At 45.0% G+C, this 22,960-nt stretch carries 27 protein-coding genes and 7 tRNA genes; 22 read left to right on the top strand and 12 right to left on the bottom strand.

Translation table 11 applies throughout. The features are described from left to right. Positions 1 to 41: 41 nt before the first annotated feature. A complete protein-coding gene (locus L3D05_RS12340; protein ID WP_239616350.1) occupies positions 42 to 1,922 on the top strand; it encodes a hypothetical protein in 1,881 nt (626 codons plus the stop codon). Here L3D05_RS12340 and L3D05_RS12335 read toward each other — a convergent pair. Continuing rightward, on the bottom strand, positions 1,919 to 2,362 hold the full coding sequence (locus tag L3D05_RS12335; protein ID WP_239616349.1) for a DUF2269 family protein: 444 nt from the start codon (positions 2,360 to 2,362) through the stop codon (positions 1,919 to 1,921). The two genes, L3D05_RS12340 and L3D05_RS12335, sit on opposite strands and share 4 nt — an antisense overlap. Positions 2,363 to 2,393: 31 nt before the next feature. After that, positions 2,394 to 2,813: a DUF4267 domain-containing protein gene (locus tag L3D05_RS12330; RefSeq protein WP_239616348.1), complete on the bottom strand. Its 420-nt coding sequence runs from the start codon at positions 2,811 to 2,813 to the stop codon at positions 2,394 to 2,396. Positions 2,814 to 2,932: 119 nt separating this feature from the next. Between L3D05_RS12330 and L3D05_RS12325 the strand changes: the two genes are divergently transcribed. Together L3D05_RS12325 and L3D05_RS12320 are read left to right on the top strand one after the other, a co-directional pair. Further along, positions 2,933 to 3,265: a winged helix-turn-helix transcriptional regulator gene (locus L3D05_RS12325; protein WP_239616347.1), complete on the top strand. Its 333-nt coding sequence runs from the start codon at positions 2,933 to 2,935 to the stop codon at positions 3,263 to 3,265. Between the two features lie 174 nt (positions 3,266 to 3,439). Further along, the gene (locus L3D05_RS12320; RefSeq protein WP_239616346.1) at positions 3,440 to 4,009 is read left to right on the top strand and encodes a YdeI/OmpD-associated family protein; all 570 of its coding nucleotides are present in this window, start codon (positions 3,440 to 3,442) and stop codon (positions 4,007 to 4,009) included. A gap of 30 nt (positions 4,010 to 4,039) precedes the next feature. Here the strand turns inward: L3D05_RS12320 and L3D05_RS26725 are convergent, their stop codons facing one another. From L3D05_RS26725 to L3D05_RS12295, 5 genes are all read right to left on the bottom strand, one after another. After that, positions 4,040 to 4,333: a helix-turn-helix domain-containing protein gene (locus L3D05_RS26725; protein ID WP_369417970.1), complete on the bottom strand. Its 294-nt coding sequence runs from the start codon at positions 4,331 to 4,333 to the stop codon at positions 4,040 to 4,042. Beyond that, positions 4,257 to 4,676, bottom strand: coding sequence for a GNAT family N-acetyltransferase (locus tag L3D05_RS12310; RefSeq protein ID WP_239616344.1), 420 nt, complete (start codon positions 4,674 to 4,676; stop codon positions 4,257 to 4,259). Before L3D05_RS12310 ends, L3D05_RS26725 begins: the two co-directional genes overlap by 77 nt. Before the next feature lie 55 nt (positions 4,677 to 4,731). Beyond that, positions 4,732 to 5,820 carry a sensor domain-containing diguanylate cyclase gene (locus tag L3D05_RS12305; protein ID WP_239616343.1) on the bottom strand — a complete coding sequence of 363 codons (1,089 nt, stop codon included), beginning with the start codon at positions 5,818 to 5,820 and terminating at the stop codon, positions 4,732 to 4,734. A gap of 92 nt (positions 5,821 to 5,912) precedes the next feature. Next, positions 5,913 to 6,422 carry a dihydrofolate reductase family protein gene (locus L3D05_RS12300; RefSeq protein ID WP_239616342.1) on the bottom strand — a complete coding sequence of 170 codons (510 nt, stop codon included), beginning with the start codon at positions 6,420 to 6,422 and terminating at the stop codon, positions 5,913 to 5,915. Next, entirely contained in the window at positions 6,419 to 7,309 is an 891-nt protein-coding gene (locus L3D05_RS12295) for an alpha/beta fold hydrolase (protein ID WP_239616341.1), read from the bottom strand. The genes L3D05_RS12300 and L3D05_RS12295 overlap by 4 nt, the downstream gene beginning before the upstream one ends. A gap of 136 nt (positions 7,310 to 7,445) precedes the next feature. On the opposite strand from L3D05_RS12295, the gene L3D05_RS12290 reads away from it, so the two are divergent. Continuing rightward, positions 7,446 to 7,796 carry a winged helix-turn-helix transcriptional regulator gene (locus L3D05_RS12290; protein ID WP_239616340.1) on the top strand — a complete coding sequence of 117 codons (351 nt, stop codon included), beginning with the start codon at positions 7,446 to 7,448 and terminating at the stop codon, positions 7,794 to 7,796. 80 nt (positions 7,797 to 7,876) lie between these two features. Here the strand turns inward: L3D05_RS12290 and L3D05_RS12285 are convergent, their stop codons facing one another. Together L3D05_RS12285 and L3D05_RS12280 are read right to left on the bottom strand one after the other, a co-directional pair. Next, the gene (locus L3D05_RS12285; protein ID WP_239616339.1) at positions 7,877 to 8,599 is read right to left on the bottom strand and encodes a RibD family protein; all 723 of its coding nucleotides are present in this window, start codon (positions 8,597 to 8,599) and stop codon (positions 7,877 to 7,879) included. Continuing rightward, the gene (locus tag L3D05_RS12280; RefSeq protein WP_239616338.1) at positions 8,599 to 9,648 is read right to left on the bottom strand and encodes an MBL fold metallo-hydrolase; all 1,050 of its coding nucleotides are present in this window, start codon (positions 9,646 to 9,648) and stop codon (positions 8,599 to 8,601) included. The genes L3D05_RS12285 and L3D05_RS12280 overlap by 1 nt, the downstream gene beginning before the upstream one ends. A 205-nt stretch (positions 9,649 to 9,853) precedes the next feature. Between L3D05_RS12280 and L3D05_RS12275 the strand changes: the two genes are divergently transcribed. Beyond that, positions 9,854 to 10,399, top strand: coding sequence for a TetR/AcrR family transcriptional regulator (locus tag L3D05_RS12275; protein WP_239616337.1), 546 nt, complete (start codon positions 9,854 to 9,856; stop codon positions 10,397 to 10,399). 103 nt (positions 10,400 to 10,502) lie between these two features. Here the strand turns inward: L3D05_RS12275 and L3D05_RS12270 are convergent, their stop codons facing one another. Further along, a complete protein-coding gene (locus L3D05_RS12270) occupies positions 10,503 to 11,282 on the bottom strand; it encodes an ABC transporter ATP-binding protein (protein ID WP_239616336.1) in 780 nt (259 codons plus the stop codon). A 291-nt stretch (positions 11,283 to 11,573) separates the two neighbouring features. On the opposite strand from L3D05_RS12270, the gene L3D05_RS12265 reads away from it, so the two are divergent. From L3D05_RS12265 to L3D05_RS12235, 7 genes are all read left to right on the top strand, one after another. Further along, positions 11,574 to 12,386 carry an ABC transporter permease gene (locus L3D05_RS12265; RefSeq protein WP_239616335.1) on the top strand — a complete coding sequence of 271 codons (813 nt, stop codon included), beginning with the start codon at positions 11,574 to 11,576 and terminating at the stop codon, positions 12,384 to 12,386. 12 nt (positions 12,387 to 12,398) lie between these two features. Next, entirely contained in the window at positions 12,399 to 13,316 is a 918-nt protein-coding gene (locus tag L3D05_RS12260; protein WP_239616334.1) for an ABC transporter permease, read from the top strand. Positions 13,317 to 13,379: 63 nt separating this feature from the next. Next, the gene (locus L3D05_RS12255) at positions 13,380 to 14,378 is read left to right on the top strand and encodes an ABC transporter substrate-binding protein (RefSeq protein ID WP_239616333.1); all 999 of its coding nucleotides are present in this window, start codon (positions 13,380 to 13,382) and stop codon (positions 14,376 to 14,378) included. 65 nt (positions 14,379 to 14,443) lie between these two features. Next, positions 14,444 to 16,063 (top strand): FAD-dependent oxidoreductase, encoded by a 1,620-nt coding sequence (locus L3D05_RS12250; RefSeq protein WP_239616332.1) that lies wholly within the window; start codon positions 14,444 to 14,446, stop codon positions 16,061 to 16,063. After that, positions 16,060 to 16,395, top strand: coding sequence for a 4Fe-4S dicluster domain-containing protein (locus L3D05_RS12245; protein WP_239616331.1), 336 nt, complete (start codon positions 16,060 to 16,062; stop codon positions 16,393 to 16,395). Before L3D05_RS12250 ends, L3D05_RS12245 begins: the two co-directional genes overlap by 4 nt. 213 nt (positions 16,396 to 16,608) lie before the next feature. After that, positions 16,609 to 17,397 (top strand): sugar phosphate isomerase/epimerase family protein, encoded by a 789-nt coding sequence (locus tag L3D05_RS12240; protein WP_239616330.1) that lies wholly within the window; start codon positions 16,609 to 16,611, stop codon positions 17,395 to 17,397. Positions 17,398 to 17,467: 70 nt separating this feature from the next. Continuing rightward, positions 17,468 to 17,737, top strand: coding sequence for a hypothetical protein (locus tag L3D05_RS12235; RefSeq protein ID WP_239616329.1), 270 nt, complete (start codon positions 17,468 to 17,470; stop codon positions 17,735 to 17,737). Between the two features lie 205 nt (positions 17,738 to 17,942). Here the strand turns inward: L3D05_RS12235 and L3D05_RS12230 are convergent, their stop codons facing one another. Together L3D05_RS12230 and L3D05_RS12225 are read right to left on the bottom strand one after the other, a co-directional pair. Next, complete coding sequence (locus L3D05_RS12230; RefSeq protein WP_239616328.1) at positions 17,943 to 19,646, bottom strand: methyl-accepting chemotaxis protein; 1,704 nt, start codon at positions 19,644 to 19,646, stop codon at positions 17,943 to 17,945. Continuing rightward, on the bottom strand, positions 19,643 to 20,962 hold the full coding sequence (locus L3D05_RS12225; protein ID WP_239616327.1) for an ABC transporter substrate-binding protein: 1,320 nt from the start codon (positions 20,960 to 20,962) through the stop codon (positions 19,643 to 19,645). The genes L3D05_RS12230 and L3D05_RS12225 overlap by 4 nt, the downstream gene beginning before the upstream one ends. A 372-nt stretch (positions 20,963 to 21,334) precedes the next feature. On the opposite strand from L3D05_RS12225, the gene L3D05_RS26465 reads away from it, so the two are divergent. The 10 genes from L3D05_RS26465 to L3D05_RS12180 all read left to right on the top strand — a co-directional run bounded on the left by L3D05_RS26465 (position 21,335) and on the right by L3D05_RS12180 (position 22,958). Further along, a complete protein-coding gene (locus tag L3D05_RS26465) occupies positions 21,335 to 21,463 on the top strand; it encodes a hypothetical protein (protein ID WP_255807478.1) in 129 nt (42 codons plus the stop codon). A 248-nt stretch (positions 21,464 to 21,711) separates the two neighbouring features. After that, a complete protein-coding gene (locus L3D05_RS12220) occupies positions 21,712 to 21,879 on the top strand; it encodes a hypothetical protein (protein WP_239616326.1) in 168 nt (55 codons plus the stop codon). 68 nt (positions 21,880 to 21,947) lie between these two features. Beyond that, positions 21,948 to 22,205: a hypothetical protein gene (locus tag L3D05_RS12215; RefSeq protein WP_239616325.1), complete on the top strand. Its 258-nt coding sequence runs from the start codon at positions 21,948 to 21,950 to the stop codon at positions 22,203 to 22,205. 105 nt (positions 22,206 to 22,310) lie between these two features. Continuing rightward, a tRNA-Phe gene (locus L3D05_RS12210) sits at positions 22,311 to 22,387 on the top strand. 2 nt (positions 22,388 to 22,389) lie between these two features. Then, positions 22,390 to 22,464 (top strand) — tRNA-His (locus tag L3D05_RS12205). Positions 22,465 to 22,468: 4 nt separating this feature from the next. Beyond that, positions 22,469 to 22,542 (top strand) — tRNA-Gln (locus L3D05_RS12200). 86 nt (positions 22,543 to 22,628) lie between these two features. Continuing rightward, positions 22,629 to 22,706, top strand: a tRNA-Pro gene (locus L3D05_RS12195). Between the two features lie 3 nt (positions 22,707 to 22,709). After that, positions 22,710 to 22,785, top strand: a tRNA-Asn gene (locus L3D05_RS12190). 4 nt (positions 22,786 to 22,789) lie between these two features. Beyond that, positions 22,790 to 22,866: transfer RNA gene (locus L3D05_RS12185), tRNA-Ile, on the top strand. Between the two features lie 5 nt (positions 22,867 to 22,871). Then, positions 22,872 to 22,958 (top strand) — tRNA-Tyr (locus tag L3D05_RS12180). The last annotated feature ends 2 nt before the right edge of the window (positions 22,959 to 22,960 follow it).

Genomic DNA, 22,960 nt, shown 5'->3' with positions numbered 1-22,960 from the left:
GGCCCGTTTTATTAAAATCAGATCGAGGCGGGTGAGCTACGATGGGCGATCAGAGTCAACAAGTTTACCAACACATTTGTTTTGCGCCTAGCGAGTACTTCGGGAATGCTCCGGAATCGAGAAAATTCGGAGAAAAAATCGCCGAAGTGCCTATTATTATTGATTACTTAAAAGAAACCGGCGTTTTAACATTAAGTGATATCGTTAAAGACTTAGATCAATTAGGGCAAATTTTTATAGATGATTGGTGGGATAAACTAAATAAAGAGAAATACGTGGATATGTTGATCAAGCGACATAATCAACTTGCTAACAAGAAAGATCAATTAATGAAAGACAATTTCCAATGGCCGGATATCTCGACCAATAAAAGAAACCGCAAAGAGTATTATGAAATAAAACCAAATAGTCCAACCGGATTGTATGCCGGACAAAAAAAGATGAAAAACATTAAAGAAATGTATGATAGATATCGTTTAAGTTTTTATCGACCGGGTGTAACCTATCCCCTTAATAATAAGAAAAAAATCAAATTATTAAGTAAATTCGAATTGAACTTAAAATACCTCTTGGATTTGGAATTAGAAGAACTAGGCGTCGACATCTTCGAAATTTATATGGATTTAATAAGAGCAGAGGATGGACTATTGCTCTATAAATTTTGCGTGCGTTTTAGAATGAAAGAGAAAAAACAAAAACTCGCTAAACACGTAGCTGCACGCATACTCACGCATTTTATTAGAACGACAACCGTCGATCTGGGAGCCGAAACCATTCGAACGATCATGGTTGCAGTCAGTAAGCTTGAAATCGTCGAAATCAACGGTTATCCGGTAAAGCAGCCGGAACCCATTTCCGCGGTAACGAACGTGAATTATGTTCCGATGTTAAATCTCCGTTGGGGGGCGACCGCCGGAGAATTGGACAACCAACTGGATACGATCCGTAACGCGATGTTCTCCAGATTCATAGGAAAACCTAGGGAGAGATACTTCATATGCTCCGATAAAAACTATTATCAACAAGTTCACCTGATTCCTGCTCGGGCACGTGATCAAACAACCGCTGACCTCATGCGGGTGAAATATCAAATGGTGGGGTTTGGGCCAAGAAACATGGCCTATGTCGTACCTCGCATGACTAATTTATCTATTGCAGAGTTGATGCAAATGAAAGAATGGGACGAAATTAATAAAAAGCGCGAAAATCTGATGGCAGGCACAGTTTTTGTCGCAACATGCGTAGTCGTCATTACGGCTGCTTCTGTTGTCGCAATAGCCGGTGCTCCGATTGCTATCGTGACTGGCGCTACTTCTACAGGAGGGGCAGTAACGGGAGGGGCAGCGGCAGCAGGTGCTGTCGGAGAGGGAGTAGTGGCAGCTGGAGGGGCAACGGCAGCAGGTGCAGTTGGAGAGGGAGTAGTGGCAGCAGGTAGTAACGTCGTTTATCTTCCTGCGGCTCCCGTGAAAATGATCGCTGCGGCCGCATCCATCATGTTGCTTGCTGCTCCTTCCGATGCTAGAGCCGCCGTGCCGGATGAAGTTCTTACCGGAAGAGCAACCCATCCCCCAAGCCTGGCATCATGGGCAGTCGATCATACGAACGATGCTCGGGTGTTGAGAACATTGGGTGAGCAAGGCGTAAAAAAAGCGATTGAGGAAGCAGTTGCATTAGGGGATGTTGGTTTGATTTCGATTTCAGCCGCCCCCGTTTATGAAAGAGATTCACAGACCAACCCGGGTAATCGGATCGGCATGCCGCCTGTCGGACGTCTTTACCTTGTTAAGGTCAAAGATTCGATCGGCAAGCTGCCTACCATGTATCAAGAATTCCCCGTTTCGGAATTCGCTTCAGAGAAACAGAGGTTCAGTAGAATGCATTTTTTTGGCAGCTTTACAGTCGATAGCCCTAGTTACCCCTAAGGTTTGAACACCATTAGCAGAATCGAGATGAAAACGGCAAGATTAGCGACCCCTTCCAGCCAGGCGGAGCGTCTACGGTTTAGTCGGTACGCCTCAGGCAGATCATCGCCCTGCGTCTGCTGCAGCAGCTTAAGCTGCTGCTTGATGCCGGCGGGAAGTAGTCCGGCAAAGATGACCAAAATGACAAAGAAGATGACAATCGAGGCCACATACCACAGCTCTTGAAACAAAGATGTTTCTTGGAAGCCCAGCGCAAGACCCGAAAGAAGCAACAGCGTGCCACCGAGTTTCAACAAGATTGACGTCTTCTCCTGCAACGCAAGCGCGAACTTAGCCTGTCCCACTGTCCGGGCGCTGCTCATGATTAAGGGATAGAAGATGACTGCAGCTATGGCCGTCACTGAGGAGATGATATGGATGAACAGCAGATAATTATACATGTTTTTCCCTCCCGTTCTAGAAATGTCCTGTTTATGATGATACTGATCTAGTTTTGGATTGCCGTTCTTCTCGATACAACATCCAACCTACAACAAGCCCATATATGGCGGTAACAATATGAATCCAAGAAGGTGTTTGATCTTCCGCATTCGTTAATACCAATATTGCATCTACTATAGGCATTAAAATTGAAGTTAACATCACAACAAGTAATGCTTTTCTCATACGAAGTACCATCAAGACTAGTAAGAATATACCAATAAACAGATCACGATCTGCTTTTATATGAACAAGATATTTATCAGCGGTGTCATTCAGCGGTATACCAAAATCTCGAATCGCAGCTTCGGGTTGGATAAAACCTCTTACTCCTAAATACAACATTAACAGCGTAACAACACCCACTAACCAAAATGTTGCCGACTTTAATCCCCAATCAGATTTACTCATTTATTTGTCTCCTTTTTCCAATTCATTTGATTGACTTTATTGTATACCGGTAATAATATGCTGTTAAGAACGCACTTTAAAGTAAGGTGCTTACTTGAAAGTAAGGGAGTGATTTATCAATGATTCACCAGCGTAAATGTCCAATCGAGACTGTTATTCATGTTATAGGTGGAAAATGGAAGTCGATGATTTTATGGAATTTGACGGAATCAACCAAGCGATTCGGCGATCTGGAAAAACTCATACCTGATGCCTCCCAAAAAATGCTCGCGCAACATCTTCGAGAGTTGGAACAAGAAGGCGTGATTGAAAGAACGGTATATCCCACCATCCCTCCAAAAGTGGAATATTCACTTAGTGAATACGGCAGAACTTTGCTCCCTGTAACAGAAATGATGTGTGCTTGGGGAGACAATCATAATGAGCGAAAACGAGAAGATCCTGCTTCTTAGAGATTTAAAGGCCATCCCGATAAGGATGGCCTTTAAACTTGCTGCAGCTTGATCGGATAATAGTCGGATCCAGACATGTCCGCTGCGGTTTTTTGTAATACTGCACCGATTATTATCTGTATAGTGAATTCAGGAAGAGGACAACAATGGAAGTGTGAAAGGAGAGAGTGCCAGGTGGAAACATCCGATCCATTCGAATTTATCGATTTTACCGACGCAGCTGATTTGGAATCGTGGCTCGCGAGTCATTACGATCGACGAGAAGAGGTATGGCTTAGAATAGCGAAGAAAGATTCGGGCATCCGATCGATCACTATTCCGGAAGCGCTCGATGTCGCCTTGTGTTATGGGTGGATCGATAGTCATCGTAAAGGGTTCAACGAGGAGTATTACTTGCAGCGTTATTCGCCTAGGCGATCGAAAAGCCCTTGGTCCATGGTTAACGTACGAAAAGCAGAAGAGTTAATGAAGACAGGACGGATGAAAGCCCCCGGTTATGCTGAAATTCGTCGAGCGCAGGAGGATGGAAGATGGGACGCGGCCTATGAGTCGCAGAAATGCGCAACAATCCCGGCGGATCTTGCAGCGGCGTTAGAGCAGCATGAACAGGCCCGAAAAGCTTTCAGTCAGCTAGACAAGACCTCTCAATATGCGATCCTCCTGCCGCTCTTAAAGGCAACATCGGCAAAGAGCAGAGCCACGCAACTGGAAAAAGCGTTAACCAAACTGGAAGTCGTCCGATGACTATCATGTAGCGGTTAGTAGGCCGCGTTGTTATTCGGATGATTGGAAACCCAGTTCTTTCTTGTATTGCAATGGTGTTTTGCCAAGCACGCGATTGAAGTCCGTAATGAAATGTTGTTGACTGCTGTAGCCAAGATCATAGGCCATATCAGCCCAATCCGGGTGCTCGCATTCACGAATGAATCTCGCCGCCTCCAATAGTTTATTCCTCTGGAGCTTAATTCCGTTGCTTTCATGCGCGGAGTGGTCAATTGTATTCCATAAGCCAATATTTTTCGTGCGGATTACCTTCTTCAACGACTTTCTTCCAGCCCTTGCTCTCATAAAAATTGATAGCCGCATGGTTTTCTGATACGCACTTCAATCTAATCGGTTTTTTCATTTTTTCTATAGAGGCATGGAGCAATAAACCACCCGCACCTTTACCGAAGAAATCGGGGTGGACGAATAAATTATGAATAAAGTTATCCGGCAAATATAGAGAAGCAAATCCGAGGATTTGATTATTCTCCTCTGCCACAATAATATACTCTCCTTCTGTATGCTTATCAAAGTCTTCTAAAGTCATTGCTTCTCTATCCGCCCAATGAAAACTTTCACGACGGGATTCCGAATAGATCTTTCTTAAAGCCGGGTAGTCAAAATCACTGGCTACTCTAATATGCACAGCTTCACTCTCGCTTCTTTAATAGGTGTACCCTGATAAGAGAAATGGGGGGACATTACCCGACGAGCTCCCCATTAACCGCAATCCGGTTGGTGCCGTTGGACTTGGCGAGATACATCGATTGGTCCGCCACGCGAATGAGATCGAGCTCCGTTCTGCCCTCTGCCCATAGCGTACAGCCGACGCTGGTGGTCATCGGAAGACGAAGCTCCTTAATCCGCATCGGCGACTCGAGTTGCTCGATCAAACGCTTGGCAACCTGCAACAAGCCGTCGTAGTCGTTCTGCAGCCATGCCGCCACTACGAACTCATCGCCGCCTACGCGCGCGATCAGATCGGATTCGCGAACCGCGTTCTTGATGCGATTAGCGAATTCTACAAGCACGAGATCGCCGACCTCATGTCCGTAAGTATCGTTGCATTGCTTGAATTTATTCAAATCGAGGTAGAACACCCCGAATAAGCCTTCTTCTCGACTGGTCCGATTAATCCAGCCTTGGATTCGAACGCTAAAGCCTCTACGATTCAGCAATCCTGTCAGAATGTCGCGCTCCGTCAACTGAATAAGCTCGCTCTCTAGTTTTTCGCGTCTTTCGATTTCAGCTCTTAATTGAATCAATAATTGCTCGTAATCGTTCAGAATCCGAATTTTGTCGTCGTAGTTGATTTGCTTGCCTAGCTCCGAGCCCAGAGCGAGCGATAACAACTGCAACGTCTCGATATCGCGGCTGGAGAAAGTATCGATACGGCCGGAGATGACTTTCAACACGCCGACGGCGTTGCTAGATTCGAACAGGGGAACGCAGACCATGCTCCGCGCACCGACTTTCATAGTCGCTTCCTTGTTGACGCGATCGTCCTGTTGCGTATCCGGCGAATACAAGATATCCTTCTCCGTCACGCACAAGCCCGATAAACTGCCGTTCTTATTTATTCGAATTCCGAGATGAGGTTGCAAGGTGCCGCTAACGGCGGCATAAACCATTTCATCGCCCGCCAGCATCTCGATAGTAGAACCGTCGGCATCGGTTAATAGGCACATCCGATCGCAGATCGTCTGCATAAATAGCTTCAAATCAAAGTTAGATAACAGCATCTGCTGCTGGACTTCCATTATGACTTTAAGGCGACGGTTCTCAATCATCGTTCCTATTCCTCCATGCTCGCATCGTAATCTGTCGGATATCATTAGGTAACATGCTAGCACTTTTAAATAGGTTTGTCAGCCGAGCCTATCTATCGCTCAATCGCATAACGGAGTTGAACGACGCCACCTCCGAGGGGCTTGCAGTCTAACAGAGTTACATGTTTATAACGGTAATTTTCTTTGTCGATCAAGAGATTTAACCCCTTGCCTTCCAACACCGGCGCCACGTTGAAGATCACTTCGTCTACAAGATCTTCGCCGAGAAATGAATTGTGGATATCCGCGCCTCCGCTAATGAGAGCGGTTTGATGGCCCTTCTGCCGCAGGTAGTCCAAGGCTTCCTGCGGCGACCCCACAACCGTGACGCCTGGCATTTCCGAAGCATTTCTTGAAATGACGACGATGTCGACTTCGCCGAATGGTCCCGGGCCACCGTTTCCGCGCATACCTTCGAAAGTGCGACGCCCGACGATGAAATTTCCCGCTGCTTTGGCGAGTGTCGCGAAGTCGTTCAACGCTTCTTTTGTCGGCGGGTTCTCGGGACCGGATTGCGCATAATTGCCATTGGCTGTTAAGGTAGCCCACAAAATTGTTCTCATATTAGAATTCCTCCTCGTGTTCTTTTCCCTATTCTTCGGATTGCTGCGGCTACCCGGTCTGGCCGATCCTCTTGCACATAGTGCGAGGCATCTTCCAAAATCTCGGTTTCGTTCAACGGCAAGTGTGTTTGCCATTTGGCCATCTGTTCGAGAGGGAAGCCTGCGCTGTCCTTCGTTCCCCATAATATTTGCGCAGGCAAATCGTGCAAATTCGGCAGATTCGATTCAATGTCGGCAAGCCATGTTCGCGATTTGCGAATGTGTCTTGGAAATACCCATGTCGGTATTCTAGACTTCGGGGTCGGGAATGGGGCGGTATAAGCTGCTCGTAAGCTAACCGTCACTTTCTCGGCATAATGGATCCCGTGCGGAACAATCACTTTAGCGAAGAAGTTGCGCCGTGTCTGAAGCCACCGCCCGATCGGCCAACCCCCCATGGCAAGAGAAAACAACTTCATCGGTAAAATGTCTGCAGGCCAGGCCCACGTATTCATCACGACGATACCGCGCAAGTTATTCCGATGCCGTACCGCGTAGTTCAGGCCGATAGGACCTCCCCAATCTTGAACGACGACGATCAAATCCTTCAGATCCAACTGTCGAATCAGATGCTGAACGGCTTCCGATTGCTCTTGCGGCGTAAAGCGGTAACCGCTAGGTGCCTTCGACATGCCGAATCCGGGGTAATCGGGAGCGATCAGACGGAATTCCTCGCGAAGCTCTTTGATCACGTTCCGATAAAGATAGGACCATGTAGGGTTTCCGTGGAGGAGAAGAACCGTAGGTCCTTGCCCCTCATCGAGATAATGGATGCGGCCGTCGCGGTAGGGCAGCCAGCGATCGTTGAACGGGTACTCCGTCGGATCCAACTCAAAGGGTCTATTCATGATGCATTCTCCTTTCTTAAAACACTGGAATGAATTCCCTTGGATTGATTTACATCATAATGGGTCTATGGTACATTTGAAAAGTAGTTACATTTATGTGCAATAGTTTCAAAAAATGAACTATGGAGTGATTACGATGATGGATCGATCCTGTCCTGGCGTCGTTGAGCCGATCCTGGAGCTTTTGGATGGGAAATGGACGCTTCTTCTCTTATTCGAACTGTTAAACGGGACCAAGCGATTCGGGGAATTGCGCCGCAAGCTGCAACCGATAAGTCCGAAAACGTTGACAGACCGTTTGCGGCTGTTAGAGGAGAAAGGACTCGTCACGCGTACTCTTTATCCTGGCGTTCCCTTGCATGTCGAATATGAATTTACCGAGAGCGGGAAGGCGCTGCAACCGATTTTCGAAGCGATGTGGAACTGGACGCAGGAGCATGGTACGTACCTCAAAAAAGATATGGCTTTGGCAGTTTTGAACAATTAATAGATACATTGAATGTTATTACACTAGAGAAGGCACCCCGTAGGGTGCCTTCGTTCGATTTCGCCCATAACCAGGCAGTTTCACTGTTTCAATCGATAGCATAACCATAATCCGCTATTTTCAAGAGGTTCTACTTTTTCTAAAGTAAACTCAACCCCAGGTTGAAACGGATTGTCGCCATATTCAAATAGCGAAACGGAATGATTAGTTCCTTCTACCATCGGAGCTAGTATCAAACTTAATTCATCTACTAACCCGGCACTTAAGAACGAACCATTGATAGACCCGCCGCCTTCGAGCATAAATTCGGTTATGTTGTAGTACCGGTTGATTTTATCAAGCGCCAATTTTAAGTCTAACTTGTTGCTTTTTCCCGCGAATATATAGGAAACGCCGATTGCCCGAAGGTGTGCCAAATATGGATTGCTAACATTTTCGCTTAACACGGTGATGATAGGTTGTCCGCGGCGCTCTTCATAATCTTCACCGATCGTGCCTTGTTCCCATCCTAGTATGCCTGATGGATCAATGGCAATGGCGTATGCGGCAGCGGTTGTATCCGTAATAAAGTCTTCACGAGAAACATCGGTATTCGGATATTTAGATAAATCTAACTGTTTCCCATAGGTCACGTGGTTTTCAAAAGTTACGCGTCCACAAATCCACGCCTTAGGATTATATTTTTGATGAATGTTTTCATACGCTTGTCCAAAATAGTCCGAGCTTGGCGTTTCAAAGTAATTCCCGTCGATCTTTCCATCCAATGAAGTCACCATATGGCAGATCACTTTGTACTGTCGCATTAATAGTCTCCTTTCTCTTTCCACCATGACAAAGCAGGAGCCAACAACTCCCCATTCAAAGCAACGGTATCGCCGACTTGAGTAGCAATGAGATTCACATTTGTTTTCTTTGCTTCGATTAAGGCTCTTTCAATCGGTTCCGTCCAACTATGATAAGCAAGGGTAAAGGCTCCCCAATGAATCAACATCATATTTTCCCCATTTACATCCCTATGTGCCTTCACGGCTTCTTCAGGGGTCATATGGACCCAAGACCAGCGCCTATCATACTGTCCCCCTTCAATTAGTGCCAGATCAAAGGGGCCATACTTCTTTCCAATCTCCTCAAAATGCGTATCGTAGCCACCATCGCCGCTGGTAAAGAAACGGGTTTTGTTCCCTAGAATGACCCATCCTCCCCATAAAGTCGTATCCCGATTAAAGAGCCCTCTGCCGGAAAAGTGTTTAGACGGAGTCAGTGCAATAGTTAAACCTTGGAATTCCGTTTCATCCCACCAATTCAGCTCAGTAATTTTTTCTTTTGCAACGCCCCATCGGAGCAAGTGAGCACTTACACCATAAGGAACAAAAAAATGTCCGACCTTGTCCTTTAGCTTTAATATAGAGGGATAATCTAAGTGATCGTAGTGATCATGGGTAATTAAGACAGCATCGATTGGAGGCAATTCATCAATGATATACAGTATATCTTCGCTATAGCGTTTGCTTCCTGCAAAAGAAACAGGTGACGCCACTGGCCCCAGCATCGGGTCTACAAACAGCTTTTTATTATCGATACTGAGTAAGAAAGCAGAATGTCCGAACCAAGTTATACTATCTTCTTCACTTTTGATTTTGCTCCAGTCTAAATTCGAAACAGGAAGCTTACCGGAAGGCTTACGATCTTTAGCCCTTGAAATCGAATCCTTAATCAGTGAGAAATAATCGGATGCACGCATGGCTAGACTGGTAGGCACCTGGTTCATAAACTTCCCGTTTACATAGTTATCAAACCTGCGATATCGTTCTTTTTGGTCGTTACTTGGGTTGCCGCCGAATACTGAAATCATATTGCTTTCACATTTCCTTCCCCTTTGTACTCTCAATTACCAAACTATAATCAAATATTGAATCTTGATATATAAATGAACGTCTGTATATAATTTTAGGCAGAACCCGAAAAACATACAATTGTTAAAGTAGCTGGATTTGTTAATTAGTGAACAGATCAACGGTTTTTGTATAGTATCTACAGAAAGAATGGTGGACACTGAAATGGCTAAAGTCGATCGACGTATACGCAAAACACAGGAAGCCTTAAAGAATGCGATCCTTGAATTGATGGCTCAAAAAAATCTCGATGATATCACGATCCAAGATCTATCCGACAAGGCTAATGTCAGTCGCGGTACGATCTACCTTCATTATGCGGACAAATTCGATCTGCTGGACAAGCTGATCGAATCGCATATTAACGAACTTAGAGGACTGTGCGAGTCAGCGGCGGATTTGGATTTGGTAAGTGCGACGCTAATCTGGGCAGAATATTTTGAAAGTAATTACCCGTTCTTTTCAATGATGTTAGCCAGTAGAGGCGCTCCGCATTTCCGCAATCGATTCCTTGATTTTCTTGTTGAAGAGTTGAAGGGTGAATTGGATGTAACCAAGGGTAAAAATCAGGGGTTAGTTGAGGATGTGCTCGTTCAGTTTATTGCTTCGGCTCAATTGGGGGTAGTGGAGTGGTGGTTCTCTCATGAGAGGCCTGTCACCCATCAAGTCCTGGCGGAGCAATTGGGGACATTATTGGAGCGGAATATATAAGTCGCTACGCGTCCATAAGATATTTCCGCACCGGAAAATCCGGGCTTAAGTTACCCGGTATTTCGCTCGGTTTGTAGGCGTGGCTTCTTCAAACCATTACCCGTTAAATACCCGCTCCGTCTATCAACACGTTGTGCTCGGCCGACTCAAATTGGCTCAAGATTTGTAAGCGCAGGCTTTGAAATTCAGCTGATGCTTTTTTCCTCGGATACGATAAATTAACCGGAACAATGGAGCTGATTTCCCCGGGACGAGGCTTTAGTATAACAACTCGATTTGCGAGAAAAATAGCCTCATCAATATCATGTGTTACAAAAACCATCGTTGTTTGGTTAGTCCGCCAAATATCGAGCAGTACTTCCTGCATATGCGATCTGGTAAAGGCATCAAGCGCGCCGAACGGCTCGTCAAGCAGCAGAACCTTTGGATTCCGTAACAATGCGCGCGCGATAGAAACACGTTGTGCCATCCCTCCCGACAGTTCACGCGGGTATGATTTCTCGAAGCCTTTCAGCTTCACCAGCTCAATTAAGTTATCAACCTTCTCTCGGACATTCTTGTTGCGCAACGACAAATCAGCCGCTATGTTCTTTTCAACAGTCAGCCACGGAAATAACCGGTGCTCTTGAAATACAAATCCTTTATCAATCCCCGGTCCTGTGATCTGCTCGCCGTTAAGTCCAACGAAACCGGAATAGGTTTTGTCCAGCCCGGCAATGATGCGTAGCAATGTGCTTTTGCCGCATCCGCTAGGACCAATAACGGTCACAAACTCTCCCTCTTTAATATTTAAATTAATATCACGGAGTGCGTGTACAGTTCCTTTTCCTGTTAAAAACTGTTTATCTAGATCTCGAATATTGAGCAATGCCGATGAATTCACATGATCACCTCTATAAGTTTATATCCGACTAATAACATAGTAATTATAAGCTATCACTCCGCAATAAAGGGTGTCAATATGTATTAATCTAGAATAAAACGTGAAAACTAATGCAACTTGACAACTGGGAATAGTCGGTTTAGAATGAGTCGTGCCCGCTAATTATCAATCTGCATCATGCTTTTCCTTCCAATTCATACTCGTTTGTCAAACTTCTTTTATACCCTTCTACCATTCCAATGGCGATTGTATATTTGAAACACAAATTAAACTTCAAAGAGGGAGTGCATATTGAGCGTATCCAACAAAATAACTGCTAACGCAAAGACCAATAAAGCTCCGGGGAAATGGACCCTCTTGCTTCTGGCCTTGGTTTTTCCGATTTCTACTTTACTTATTTGGCAGTATTTAGGGGATTATGGACTGATATCGGATTTGCTTTTTCCGACTCCTTACACGATAGGGATAACATTCATGAACCTCGCTAAATCTGGTTTCCTTTGGGAACATGTGAGTATTAGTCTTTGGCGTGTGTTAACGGGTTTTCTAATCGGAGGAAGCCTCGGATTTTTATTTGGCATTGCCGTTGGCTTATTCAGACGAACAGAGAGACTGCTTGATCCGACTATTCAGATGATTCGCATGATCCCAAGCTTAGCGATTGTACCGTTATTCGTGCTCTGGTTCGGAATTGGTGAGTTATCGAAGACTCTCATTATTGCCGAAGCCACCTTTTTTCAGCTCTATATCAATACGTTTTTAGGTATTCGGAACGTAAACAATAAGCTGTTTGAAGTAACGTATGTGCTAGGATATAGCCGCTTCAAACAAATTATCCATCTTGTTCTTCCAGCTGCGCTGCCTAATATTTTGTTAGGCGTACGGATTTCATTCGGCATTTCATGGCTGGGGCTGGTCGTTGCTGAATTAATCGCATCAACTTCTGGGATTGGTTATATGATGTCCGATGCTCGACAGTTTGCAGATACGCCGGTGGTATTCGTCGGCATTATTTTGTTAGGCATTCTTGGTCTCACGGCTGACAGCTTAATCAGACTGCTGCAGCAAAAACTGCTCCGCTGGCAGGCTACCATCAACAGGTAAGGAGGGGAACTAATGAGTAGCTCAACAAACGAACCGCTGCATACAGACCGCGGGATTTCCAGCTGGCAGCGAAAAAGCAACCGCACTGGAGGCAGTGATCTCGTCTTGGGGCAAGTGAATGCAAATACTTCGGAGCCCTCCACCTCTCAAACCAGGAAACGCTTGCTCTTATTTTCAGTCGACTCCCTTCAAGGGCTCATATTGCCAGCTATTATTTTGACAGTATGGATCTTCATTGATTGGATCGGCAGCGTACCGAAAACACTTTTACCTTCACTAACTTCCGTCATAGAGGTTTTTGGGCGAATGTTGATTTCTGGCGAATTGTTATCCCATATCGGCTACAGTTTAGAGCGTGTAGTATATGGTTTTTTGACAGGCGGCCTGTTGGGCTTTGGGCTGGGCATTCTTGCTGGAATTATACGCAAGATCGATTATTTGATCGATCCTAGTATGCAAGTGCTGAGAGTGGTGCCGCATCTGGCCCTTGCCCCTCTCATTACACTATGGTTTGGCTTTGGGGAAGAATCTAAAATCGTCATTATAGCTTTTGGAGCGTTGTTTCCACTTTATATCAATACTTACATGGGGATTCGCAACGTCGATAACCAGTTATTCGAAGTTGCTGAAATTCTGCAATATAACAAATGGCAACGTATCACCCATCTTATGCTGCCAGCAGCATTGCCAAATATTTTTATGGGGCTCAGAACCTCTATTGCAGTTTCCTGGATCAGCCTTGTCTTGGCAGAATATGTAGGAGCCTATAATGGGGTTGGCTTTTTAATCAATGAGGCAAAGCAAAACCTCAAGCCCGAAGTGATTTTTGTTGGCATTATCGTTTTTGCCGTTGTCGGAAAACTTCTCGATACGTTGATTAAACTTCTGGAACGGACACTGTTGCATTGGCGGGATAGCTATCAAGGCTGATTCTATCTGGTTAATGCCGGTTCTTTGATACGTGAAAATGAGAATAGAAGGGGACATAAAACTGTGAAAAGAAATACTACTCAGAATCATCGAAACCTAACCCTGCGATTAACTATTACGGTCATACTGCTCTTTTCCATTTTTCTTTTACAAGCTTGCAGTGGGAAGTCAGGGGATAACAACACTGTTCCTACTGTTCTTAATTTTGGTTATATCGGCTCCAATACACTTAATTTACCAACAGGTGCGGAAGGCTGGGGACTTCATAAAGGCATTATTCAGGAAGAACTAAAAAAACACGGAATTGAACAAATCAACACTTTCGGCTTCCCTAATGGCCCGGATCAATCGGAAGCGCTCATTAGCGGGCGTCTTAACGCTGGTGTGATCGGCGATACGCCAGCCATTATTGCTTATTCGGGAGGAGCCAAGACGCGCCTTGTTGGTCAAATCAACTCCGGCCTTAAAGCATTTGTAATTGGTAAGAAAAATGGCCCTGTAACACTGAAGGATCTTGAAGGGAAAACTATCGCCGTTCCTAAAGGTTCTTATAGTCACCGGTATATTATCGGTCTGCTTAAAGAACAGGGTATCACCAATTATAAGCTCGTACATATGCTCGGCTCCGATGCAGCTGCAGCGATTGCAAGAGGCGATATTGACGCAAACGTAGGATTTGGTAAAGATGCCTTGGCCTTGATTAATCAAGGTTATCCAATACTTCATAAATCAGACGATACGCCTCATTTGGCAGGGTCGAGTGTATTGGTTGTAATGGAGGATTTCCTTAACAAATTCCCTGACTTCCCTAAAGTGTGGAATGAAGCTCGTGATAAAGCGCTTGCCGATTTGAAGCAGCATGAGACGGAATATTATGAATGGATGACTCAAATTGTAGGTATGTCAAATGAAGATGTAAGGAAGCTTTACCCTATCAGCATATTAACGGATCAGGCATTTACGGATAAAACAGTGAAGCAGTTGGAAGGGGTTAAAGAGTTTTTGATTGGAGAAGGGTTGACCAAAAAAGAATTTAAAATAGAAGATTGGGTGGCTAAATAACCACGATGAATGGATATCGAGTTTCTTAATGGTAGATAAATAACGATGAAAGGCGGCTGGATCATATGGGAACAGAAGCTAAAGAACCCCTGCAGCTTAAATCGGATGTGCTAATCATTGGCGGTGGACCTGCTGGAACTTGGGCAGCGATCACTGCTGCAGAACAGGGTGCAAGCACCATACTTGTTGACAAGGGTTACTGCGGAACTAGCGGCGCGACAGCCCCATCGGGAACTGCCATCTGGTATGTCAATCCTGAAGAGCAAGCGCGTGAACGAGCCATGATGAGCCGGATGGATATGGGCGGAAATCTAGCGGAGCGGCCGTGGATGCTGCGAGTCCTCGATCGGACTTATCAGAACATGCATCAAATTCGGGATTGGGGCTATCCTTTCCCCATCGACCAGACGGGAGGACCAAGTTACATTAGTGTACAGGGGCCTGAATATATGCGTCTCATGCGTAAAAGAGTGCAAAAAGCTGGAGTGCGCATTCTGGATCATAGCCCTGCACTCGAGCTGCTCGCCGACAGTCATGGTGTTGCCGGAGCTGTCGGTATGAATGAGCAGACACAACAGCCATGGCGCATTGATGCCGCAGCGGTCGTCATTGCCACAGGGGGCTGTGCATTCTTAAGTAAAGCACTAGGGACCAACGTCCTGACCGGGGACGGTTATCTGATGGCAGGTGAAGCTGGTGCCGAGTTTTCGGGAATGGAGTTTTCGACCGCTTATGCAATTGTACCGTATTTTTCATCGGTAACGAAAACAGCGCTTTTTCAATATGCTACGTTCTATTACGAGGATGGTCGAGTTATAGAAGGGGCCGGATCGCGCAGAGGTCGCTCGATCATTGCCAAAACGCTACTTAAAGAGCCTGTATATGCGTGTCTAGATCTAGCTGATGAATCCTTACAGATATCGATGAGAAAAGCGCAGCCTAATTTCTTTTTATCCTTCGATAGAATGAAAATTAATCCCTTTAAAGAGAAGTTTCCGGTCGCAATGCGATACGAGGGGACTGTTAGAGGCACGGGAGGCATCAACATCATTGACGAAACCTGTGCAACAAAAGTTCCGGGTCTGTACGCGGCTGGAGATGCGGCGACTCGTGAACTCATATGTGGAGGTTTTACAGGCGGTGGTAGCCACAATGCAGCGTGGGCGATGTCATCGGGATATTGGTCCGGGGAAGGTGCAGCCCAGTTTGCTTTAAAGCAAGGGGCCAATCGTTTCCGGCGAAATGCCCGCGGGTTAGCGGAGCTTTCAGGCGTTCCCACACAAGCAGCTTCTTCTACTAACCGGATAAATACGGAGGAAGTAGTTCAACTAGTACAGAACGAAGTGTTTCCATGTGATCGCAATTGGTTCCGTAGCGAACAGGGTTTGACAGATTCCCTTGGACGCCTAAATCAGTTGTGGTATGAAATCAAGCAGGGTGTTCGGACAGTCGAAGGCAGCAGACTCGGTGTTAGAGAAGTTGCGGCGATGACGGCTACAGCCAGATGGATGTATGAAAGCGGACTGGCAAGACGGGAGACACGGGGAATGCACGTACGCACGGATTACCCTCAGCGAGATACAGCTCAGCACTACCGATTGCTTAGCGGCGGCTTGGATCAAATATGGGTAAAGCCTAATGCTGCACCGTATAACAGCAATATAGAGGAGGCAGCAAAAGCATGATCGAAGTATTAAGTGCCGACCGATGCATAAGCTGCAACCAGTGCGTAAGGATCTGTCCGACTAACGTTTTTCAGGAAGTGAAAAACAGTATTCCCATCATTGCCAGACAATCCGATTGCCAGACTTGCTTTATGTGCGAACTATATTGCCCTGTAGATGCACTCTATGTGGTTCCTAATGCAGATAGCGTTGAGAAAATCCAGGAAGCTGCCGTCATTGAAGATAAGCTTCTTGGCAGCTATCGAGAACGAGTAGGCTGGGGAAAGGGCAGGAAATCAACAGCTTCTGATGATGAATCTTATCTCGTCTTGTTTCAGGCACGTGCTCATTAATTCCGTTTTGTGTATGGTGATAGAATCAGAAGGCAGCCAATTATCAGGCTGCCTTCTGTTTATTACAATGGGTCTTTTTTATTTGTTGAAGTAAAGGGTAGGGTTGTTACAAATAAAGGAAATCAAATCTTGAGTGTAGAAATAAACATGAAAGGTTTGCGGATGGCACACCATTAAAAGCTATGACGGAAAAAGCAAGAAAGGAAGAGGCCTATGATTACCATTTATGATTGGTTTGGCTATGATTTGCCGATTAAGGAACGTTATCAGTTAATAAAAGAAGCTGGATTTGATGGCGTTTTATTATGGTGGAGTGATGGCTTTGGTCGTGACTGCTTTGGTCGGAACGATTACCGCAACGGGCCGCAAATTGCGCGAGAAGCGGGTCTTTTTATAGAAAACATCCACACACCAGTCCATAACGAAAACAACCTCTGGCTTGACAATCTGGACGGTGAAACTGTAACTGATTGCTATTTGCAATGTGTTGCAGATTGCGCCGAATTTGAGATTCCGACAATGGTGGTGCACTTGCCCAACGAAAATAATCCATATAACACATTGGGACTGGATAGAATCAAGAGAATCACTGAAAAAGCTGAACAGCTTGGTGTCAATGTTGCACTGGAGAATTTATGGAACCTTACCAATTTGGCATATGTGCTGGAGCAAGTGGATTCCCTGCGTATCGGATTCTGTTATGACTGCGGACATCACTACCGTCATTATCCAGGCGATGATTTATTAGCCATGTACGGTTCCCGGTTAATGGCACTACATTTACATGATAATAACGGAAGTTATGCCCAACACGGGTTACCCTTTGACGGCACGATTGATTGGTCTACGACAATGAAAAAAATTGCGGAAACGGATTATACAGGCGCGACTGCAATAGAGGCCATGAATTGGGATTATGAGGATTTATCGGCTAAAGAGTTTTTACATAAAGCGTTTGAGCGAGCAAAAAGGCTGGAAGCATTAAAACTCTATAATCCATGAAAACGGAAATAATCTGCAACATTCTTTGATATATGCCCACGCTCTAAGATAATCGTGAGGGGGGATTAGTTTGTCGATGAAAAATATATATCCATTAATTATTATGATTTGGCTCACAGTTCTAACGATTTGGGCGGTAAATAAGCTTAACAATCAATCTCAATCAGTAACAGTTCAAGGGATACCTTTAACACCAATACCTCAACAAGTTTCTACAGTTCAAATGGATAAAGATACTGTATGGGTTATTGATGCAAACAGTAATTACATAAGAGTTATCACACATGATAAGGATGGTTACCATATAAGGGGATCAGAAATGGACTTTCAAGAACAGTAAATAAAGCAGTAAATACCATTAAGCAAACTGCCCTGGGTGCTGCATATGGTGCATTATCAGCACCATGCAAAAAGAAATTGAACTAACGGGGAACGATAGTTCAATAAACAACGATTAACAAAAAGAAAAGGATAGAGAATCAGATGTTGTCTGATCCCTCTATCCTTTCTAATTGCTCAAGTGCTTCCAATATCGCGAACAATTATTAAACCGAAAATTTCTCTATGCTTTCCTGCAACTTTTGAGCGAGATTTGCCAACTCTTTTGAAGAACCGGCGATCTCTTCGACGCTTGCAAGCTGTTCTTGAGTTGATGCGGATACACTATGGGTTCCTTCGGCGGTGGCTTGCGTTATTTGATACATTTCATCAAAAGCAGAAACCAATTGCTGCATTTCGAGCGACATTTCAACCGAGGAATCGGACACTTCTTTAATTTGTTCGTTTACTTCTTGGATAGACTCTTGGATTTGCGTGAAGGAAGCACCGGCATTGTTCACAGCCTCGATTCCTTCTAGAATCTCTTTCTCACCTTGAATAACCATCTCTATCGTTTGCATGGTTTCGGATTGAATGGCTCCAATCACCTCGGACACCTGTTTACCAGACTGAGCGGTTTGTTCGGCAAGTTTACGGACTTCGCCGGCTACGACGGCGAAGCCTCTGCCATTTTCTCCGGCGCGTGCGGCCTCTATTGCTGCGTTCAGGGACAAGAGGTTAGTTTGGGCAGCAATATCCGTGATAATGGCAATGATTTCTCCGATCTCGCTCGTTCTTTCTCCTAACGCGGTGACGACTTTTGTAATTTCTCCGACATTGGTTTGCACGGAAGACATCTGATTTACCGCTGTTTGAACGGCTGTCCCGCCCTCTGAAGCGACTTGAGACGCGTACTGCGCGGATTCCGTTACCCTAGAAGCACGATTCGCGATGTTTTTAGCTTCCTCGTCCATCTGATGAACAAGGGATACGCTTCCTTCAATGCTGTGAACTTGTTTTTCAGTTCCTTCCGCCAAGTTCTCCGTGATTTGAGCAACATGCTCCGTTACTTGTCCGGTTTGATCCGCGCTTGCAGTTAACTGCTCGGAAGAGGCGGCCACTTGTTCGGCATTCGTTCCGACATCGTAAATGAGATCGCGAAGATTGTTCGCCATTAGATTAAACGCTTTAGCCAATTCGCCAATCTCATCGTTATTTTTAACGGTTACATGAGTATCGCGCAAATCACCTTCCGCAATTTTAGAAGCCATCGCGCGAAGCTTTATGATTGGGATTGAAATCGCTCTGCTAATCGATACCGATGCAATTACTCCTATTACTAGAGTGACAAGAGTGAAGACGATTACTAATATTTTAGTCTGTCCGACTTCATCGTATGTAGCGCCGGCCTCGTTGTCCAAAGCCTCCTGCTTCATCTTTACGAATCGATTAGCCGTACTTGTAAATGCCTCTAGCAATGGACCTTGCGTAACGGACATTTCCAAATAGGACTCTGTATTGTTTTGGTTCTTGGCATCAATCATTTGTAATGCAGCACTGCTAAACTGATCCTGCAACAGATCCAAGCCGGCCAGGATTTGTTTGTCGCTCCGATCCGTGATCATCGTTTTAAGCTCTGTCAGAGCGACATTGAACCGGGCTTGCGATTGCTTGAAGGCATCCAAGCTTTTTTGGTCGTGGGTGAGGAGAAACATAGATAAGTTTGAATTTTCGCTTTCAACAGCAATATTCAAGTCTTTGATTAATAGAAGGGTTCTTGATTCGTTATCAATGAGATCCGTATAAGAATCGTTTACCTTCACCAAGTATTCATAGCTGGTCGTAGACATTATCGCCAAGAGTAAGAGCACTAGACCAAATCCGCCGTATAATTTCTTTCGTATCGTGAATTTTTTGAAGAAACTTCTCATTCGCCTGATCCCTCACCTTCTCCAACCAAATACTCTTTCGCTTGGTTCCTATATTGTTGTGCGGCTTGCACCGGAGTTAGATTCCCATCCGTTACCTGCTTAAGAGCCATGTCATAAGCTTTGCTGATAACGACATGGTTGGATGGGTAGGGAGGATCTATCGGTTTGGAGTTAGCTGTAAGGTAATCCAAGAATCGATATTGCTCTTTGCCTGTTTCATCGAGCTTTGCAGATAGTCTCGTTGCAATTTTGCTGGATACCGGGACTCCGCGTTCCCCATTCAATATATCGTTAGCGTCTTCGTTGTTTAAGAAGAAGTCAATAAACTTAGCTGCTTCTTCTTTATGGTTGGAATACGAAGACATAGCTAAAAACATAGAGGGTTTAATGAAATTCCCTTCATGCTCTTTTGTTATTTTCGGATAGGGAAGAAGTCTCAAAGATTGCCCTGAGATTTTACTCAATGTATTAATAGAGTTAGAGGAGACGGAAAATAATGCAGTTTTGCCGGACACGATGGGGTGACTCTCGTCGTTGCTCACTTTAGCGGATGAATTTCCAAGGAGCCCTTCGTCACGCCATTTTTTGTTCAACGCAAAATAATCGGCCATCAACTGGTCATCTTGATAACCGAGCGCAGTGGCATCCTTATTGTACATGGAGGCTCCTCTAGCTCTCATATAATAGAACACGTCGATCATATTCCCTAGAGGATAAAAATCGGGAGAATCGATGTTCTGTTTCAATAAACGCAACGTTTGATAGAGTTCATCAATGGTGTATCCTTCATTAGGAACGGGCACGCCTGCTTTTGCGAACAGTTGGGAGTCGTAAATAAATGTTGTAGAATTGTTGCCTATCGTAAGAGCGTATAATTGATCGTCTTTCATGCCTGGGGTTAAATAGGATTTATCAATATCCGCAAGGCTTATGATGCCGTCTTTCACAAAAGGATCAAGAGGTTCGATAAGATCGCGGTTGATATAGTTGAAGATAAAATTATAATCAGCTTGAATAATATCGGCAGTGGACTGGTTAGCGGTTTGGATTGCTAGTTGAGTAGCCATCTCGCCTGTATTAGCTAACACTTCAGTCTCGAAATTCACATGCGGATTATCCTTCTTGTAAAGCTCGATGACCTTTAGCGTACTTTCTTTTCTTCCTTCGGATCCCCACCAAACAAACTTTAAGGTCACTTGTTGGTCGGTAGATCCTTTTTCTTGCTCATTATTATCGGAATTACTGCAGCCAATAATGCCAGCAAGCAAAGTGAAACTTAAAAATGCCAAAGCTACAACCTTAATTGAGTTTTTCACTGTCATCACCCTTCTAAGCTGTTTATATATAATCTAGTTTGAATAGATTACATTTCATGTTGTTGAGGGATTTATTCCAAATATTTCTACAACCAAATGCCATTATAGATGCTTTATATGATTAAGAGAACGCAAAAATTTACATATATCCAATAAAATATATAATAATTGCATCTTAGTTAAGCATATTGATCTTTCGTTGTTGGTATTTACCTTTAAGTGGATATTCATCTGTTGATGAATCCGATCGAGCCATTCACACAATCATCGACAGCAGCAAGATGGTATGTGCGGCGAATCAAAAAAAGATTGACACTTTTTTCTAGATGCTTTATGATTTAGCACATTACCTGAGAGAGGAGACGGATGAATATGAAGAAGGCTGGATTGTATGTGAGCATCGAGTTTAATCACCAGTGGAATCCCGAGACGGATTACCGCCTAATTCCGCATGCAGCAGAACTTCGATCCGTCAGCAAACCTTTCTCTGAGGAATATTAAGCCCCTTTTCATAAGGGTCATAATGTTTGATTAAGAGCAACGGGCTGCTGGCATAGCAGCCTTTTTTTGTTGGGTTCGGGCGAAGGATCGTCCCCTCCCGCAGAAGAAGGCGACATGCAAGCAGCCCTTATTATTTTCGAAGAATAAGAGATATATTTCCAAAACTAAAAAATAATGGTTGACAACGCAAAATCGGCGATGCTATGATAAGCCTCGTAAACAAATTCGAAACGAAGAGGTGAAGGAAAATGAATAGATTCCCCGAGACGTTCGCAAGTAACGATACGCATCAAGATAAGCAGCTAGCGATCGGTTATACACGGCAGGAGCCTCATTTTACCGACATCGAATTTCATAATCAAGAGCTTTACGGACGCGATAGACGAACGGTTCTTCGGGGGAATTCCATACCCTGATCGGATACCGGCAAAATCTACATAAGCGTACTTCGTAAAGACGACTTGATGCCAAGTGGTCTTTTTCTATGGCCGAAATGCCGTGGGGAAAGGTCGAATGGGCGGAAGTGGTCTTTTTTCAAATCTACTCACAGGAAGGCAAGGGGATAACGATGAGAAACAGCAAGCAGCCTCACTATCAACCAATCGAACATGAGATCAATCGAGATTATAACGCCGATCTCTATGATTTCCTATTGCCTCATAACTCCTTAGGTAGTCGATATACGAAACAACGAAGCGGATCGCAGCGTGTGCGGCGAAGCTTATCTTCGTTGACCGGGTGATGTAATCCCCCATTCGTATCGAGCTACCTGAGATCCGGAAGTTCCGTTCTGCCGAAGTTGGCAGCAGCGGTTAGCCGGGGGACAGGTAGCTTTTTTATTACCCAAGGTCGGGTAGCTCCAATCGGTAGAGCGGTGGCCTGAAGAGCCACGCGATGGGGGTTCGAATCCCTTTCCGACCACCATGGAGACCATGGCGAAAAGGCGAACGCGACGGATTGTGACTCCGTTAGTACCAGTTCGAGTCTGGTTGGTCTCCCCAATATTGCCCGATAGCCAAGCGGCAAGGCAGATGGCTTTGAATCATCGATCGCAGGTTCGATCCCTGCTCGGGCAACCAATAACATTATGGATAGGCGTCATCAAATAGGCTGCTGTTATGGCGGTCGACAGATCAGCGGGGGATTACCCGCTACTATCCTCCATCGGGATGTAGCTCAGCTTGGCTAGAGCGCTTGCCTTGGAAGCAAGAGGTCGCAGGTTCGAGTCCTGCCGTTCCGACCATATAGGGATATAGCCAATTCGGTAAGGCAGACGGCTGTTAACCGTCCACATACAGGTTCGAGTCCTGTTATCCCTGCCAATCCGCTGTACTAGCTCATTTGGTTAGAGCACTCCGCTGATACCGGAGAGGTGCCTTGTTCGAATCAAGGGTGCAGCACCAATTATGGGAGTATAGAGCGTAATGGTAGCGTCTTCGGCTGTAAACCGAATGTGATGATCACCTTGGAGGTTCAAGTCCTTCTGCTCCCACCAAC

Source organism: Cohnella mopanensis, assembly GCF_022352055.1.
Lineage (GTDB): Bacteria > Bacillota > Bacilli > Paenibacillales > Paenibacillaceae > Cohnella > Cohnella mopanensis.
The sequence above is the reverse complement of the archived record's forward strand: the minus strand, read 5'-3'. Positions and strand labels throughout refer to the sequence as shown.

Bases quoted from the DNA above. Each gene is read 5' to 3' on its own strand.
- L3D05_RS26725 (WP_369417970.1), bottom strand. From the start codon at position 4,333: ATGAGAGCAAGGGCTGGAAGAAAGTCGTTGAAGAAGGTAATCCGCACG.
- L3D05_RS12300 (WP_239616342.1), bottom strand. From the start codon at position 6,422: ATGAGAACAATTTTGTGGGCTACCTTAACAGCCAATGGCAATTATGCG.
- L3D05_RS12215 (WP_239616325.1), top strand. From the start codon at position 21,948: ATGGCCGAAATGCCGTGGGGAAAGGTCGAATGGGCGGAAGTGGTCTTT.
- L3D05_RS12280 (WP_239616338.1), bottom strand. From the start codon at position 9,648: ATGATTTCAGTATTCGGCGGCAACCCAAGTAACGACCAAAAAGAACGA.
- L3D05_RS12240 (WP_239616330.1), top strand. From the start codon at position 16,609: ATGATTACCATTTATGATTGGTTTGGCTATGATTTGCCGATTAAGGAA.
- L3D05_RS12340 (WP_239616350.1), top strand. From the start codon at position 42: ATGGGCGATCAGAGTCAACAAGTTTACCAACACATTTGTTTTGCGCCT.
- L3D05_RS12275 (WP_239616337.1), top strand. From the start codon at position 9,854: ATGGCTAAAGTCGATCGACGTATACGCAAAACACAGGAAGCCTTAAAG.
- L3D05_RS12325 (WP_239616347.1), top strand. From the start codon at position 2,933: ATGATTCACCAGCGTAAATGTCCAATCGAGACTGTTATTCATGTTATA.
- L3D05_RS12285 (WP_239616339.1), bottom strand. From the start codon at position 8,599: ATGCGACAGTACAAAGTGATCTGCCATATGGTGACTTCATTGGATGGA.
- L3D05_RS12230 (WP_239616328.1), bottom strand. From the start codon at position 19,646: ATGAGAAGTTTCTTCAAAAAATTCACGATACGAAAGAAATTATACGGC.
- L3D05_RS12335 (WP_239616349.1), bottom strand. From the start codon at position 2,362: ATGTATAATTATCTGCTGTTCATCCATATCATCTCCTCAGTGACGGCC.
- L3D05_RS12330 (WP_239616348.1), bottom strand. From the start codon at position 2,813: ATGAGTAAATCTGATTGGGGATTAAAGTCGGCAACATTTTGGTTAGTG.
- L3D05_RS26465 (WP_255807478.1), top strand. From the start codon at position 21,335: ATGAAGAAGGCTGGATTGTATGTGAGCATCGAGTTTAATCACCAGTGG.
- L3D05_RS12290 (WP_239616340.1), top strand. From the start codon at position 7,446: ATGATGGATCGATCCTGTCCTGGCGTCGTTGAGCCGATCCTGGAGCTT.
- L3D05_RS12305 (WP_239616343.1), bottom strand. From the start codon at position 5,820: ATGATTGAGAACCGTCGCCTTAAAGTCATAATGGAAGTCCAGCAGCAG.
- L3D05_RS12250 (WP_239616332.1), top strand. From the start codon at position 14,444: ATGGGAACAGAAGCTAAAGAACCCCTGCAGCTTAAATCGGATGTGCTA.
- L3D05_RS12245 (WP_239616331.1), top strand. From the start codon at position 16,060: ATGATCGAAGTATTAAGTGCCGACCGATGCATAAGCTGCAACCAGTGC.
- L3D05_RS12260 (WP_239616334.1), top strand. From the start codon at position 12,399: ATGAGTAGCTCAACAAACGAACCGCTGCATACAGACCGCGGGATTTCC.
- L3D05_RS12295 (WP_239616341.1), bottom strand. From the start codon at position 7,309: ATGAATAGACCCTTTGAGTTGGATCCGACGGAGTACCCGTTCAACGAT.
- L3D05_RS12220 (WP_239616326.1), top strand. From the start codon at position 21,712: ATGAATAGATTCCCCGAGACGTTCGCAAGTAACGATACGCATCAAGAT.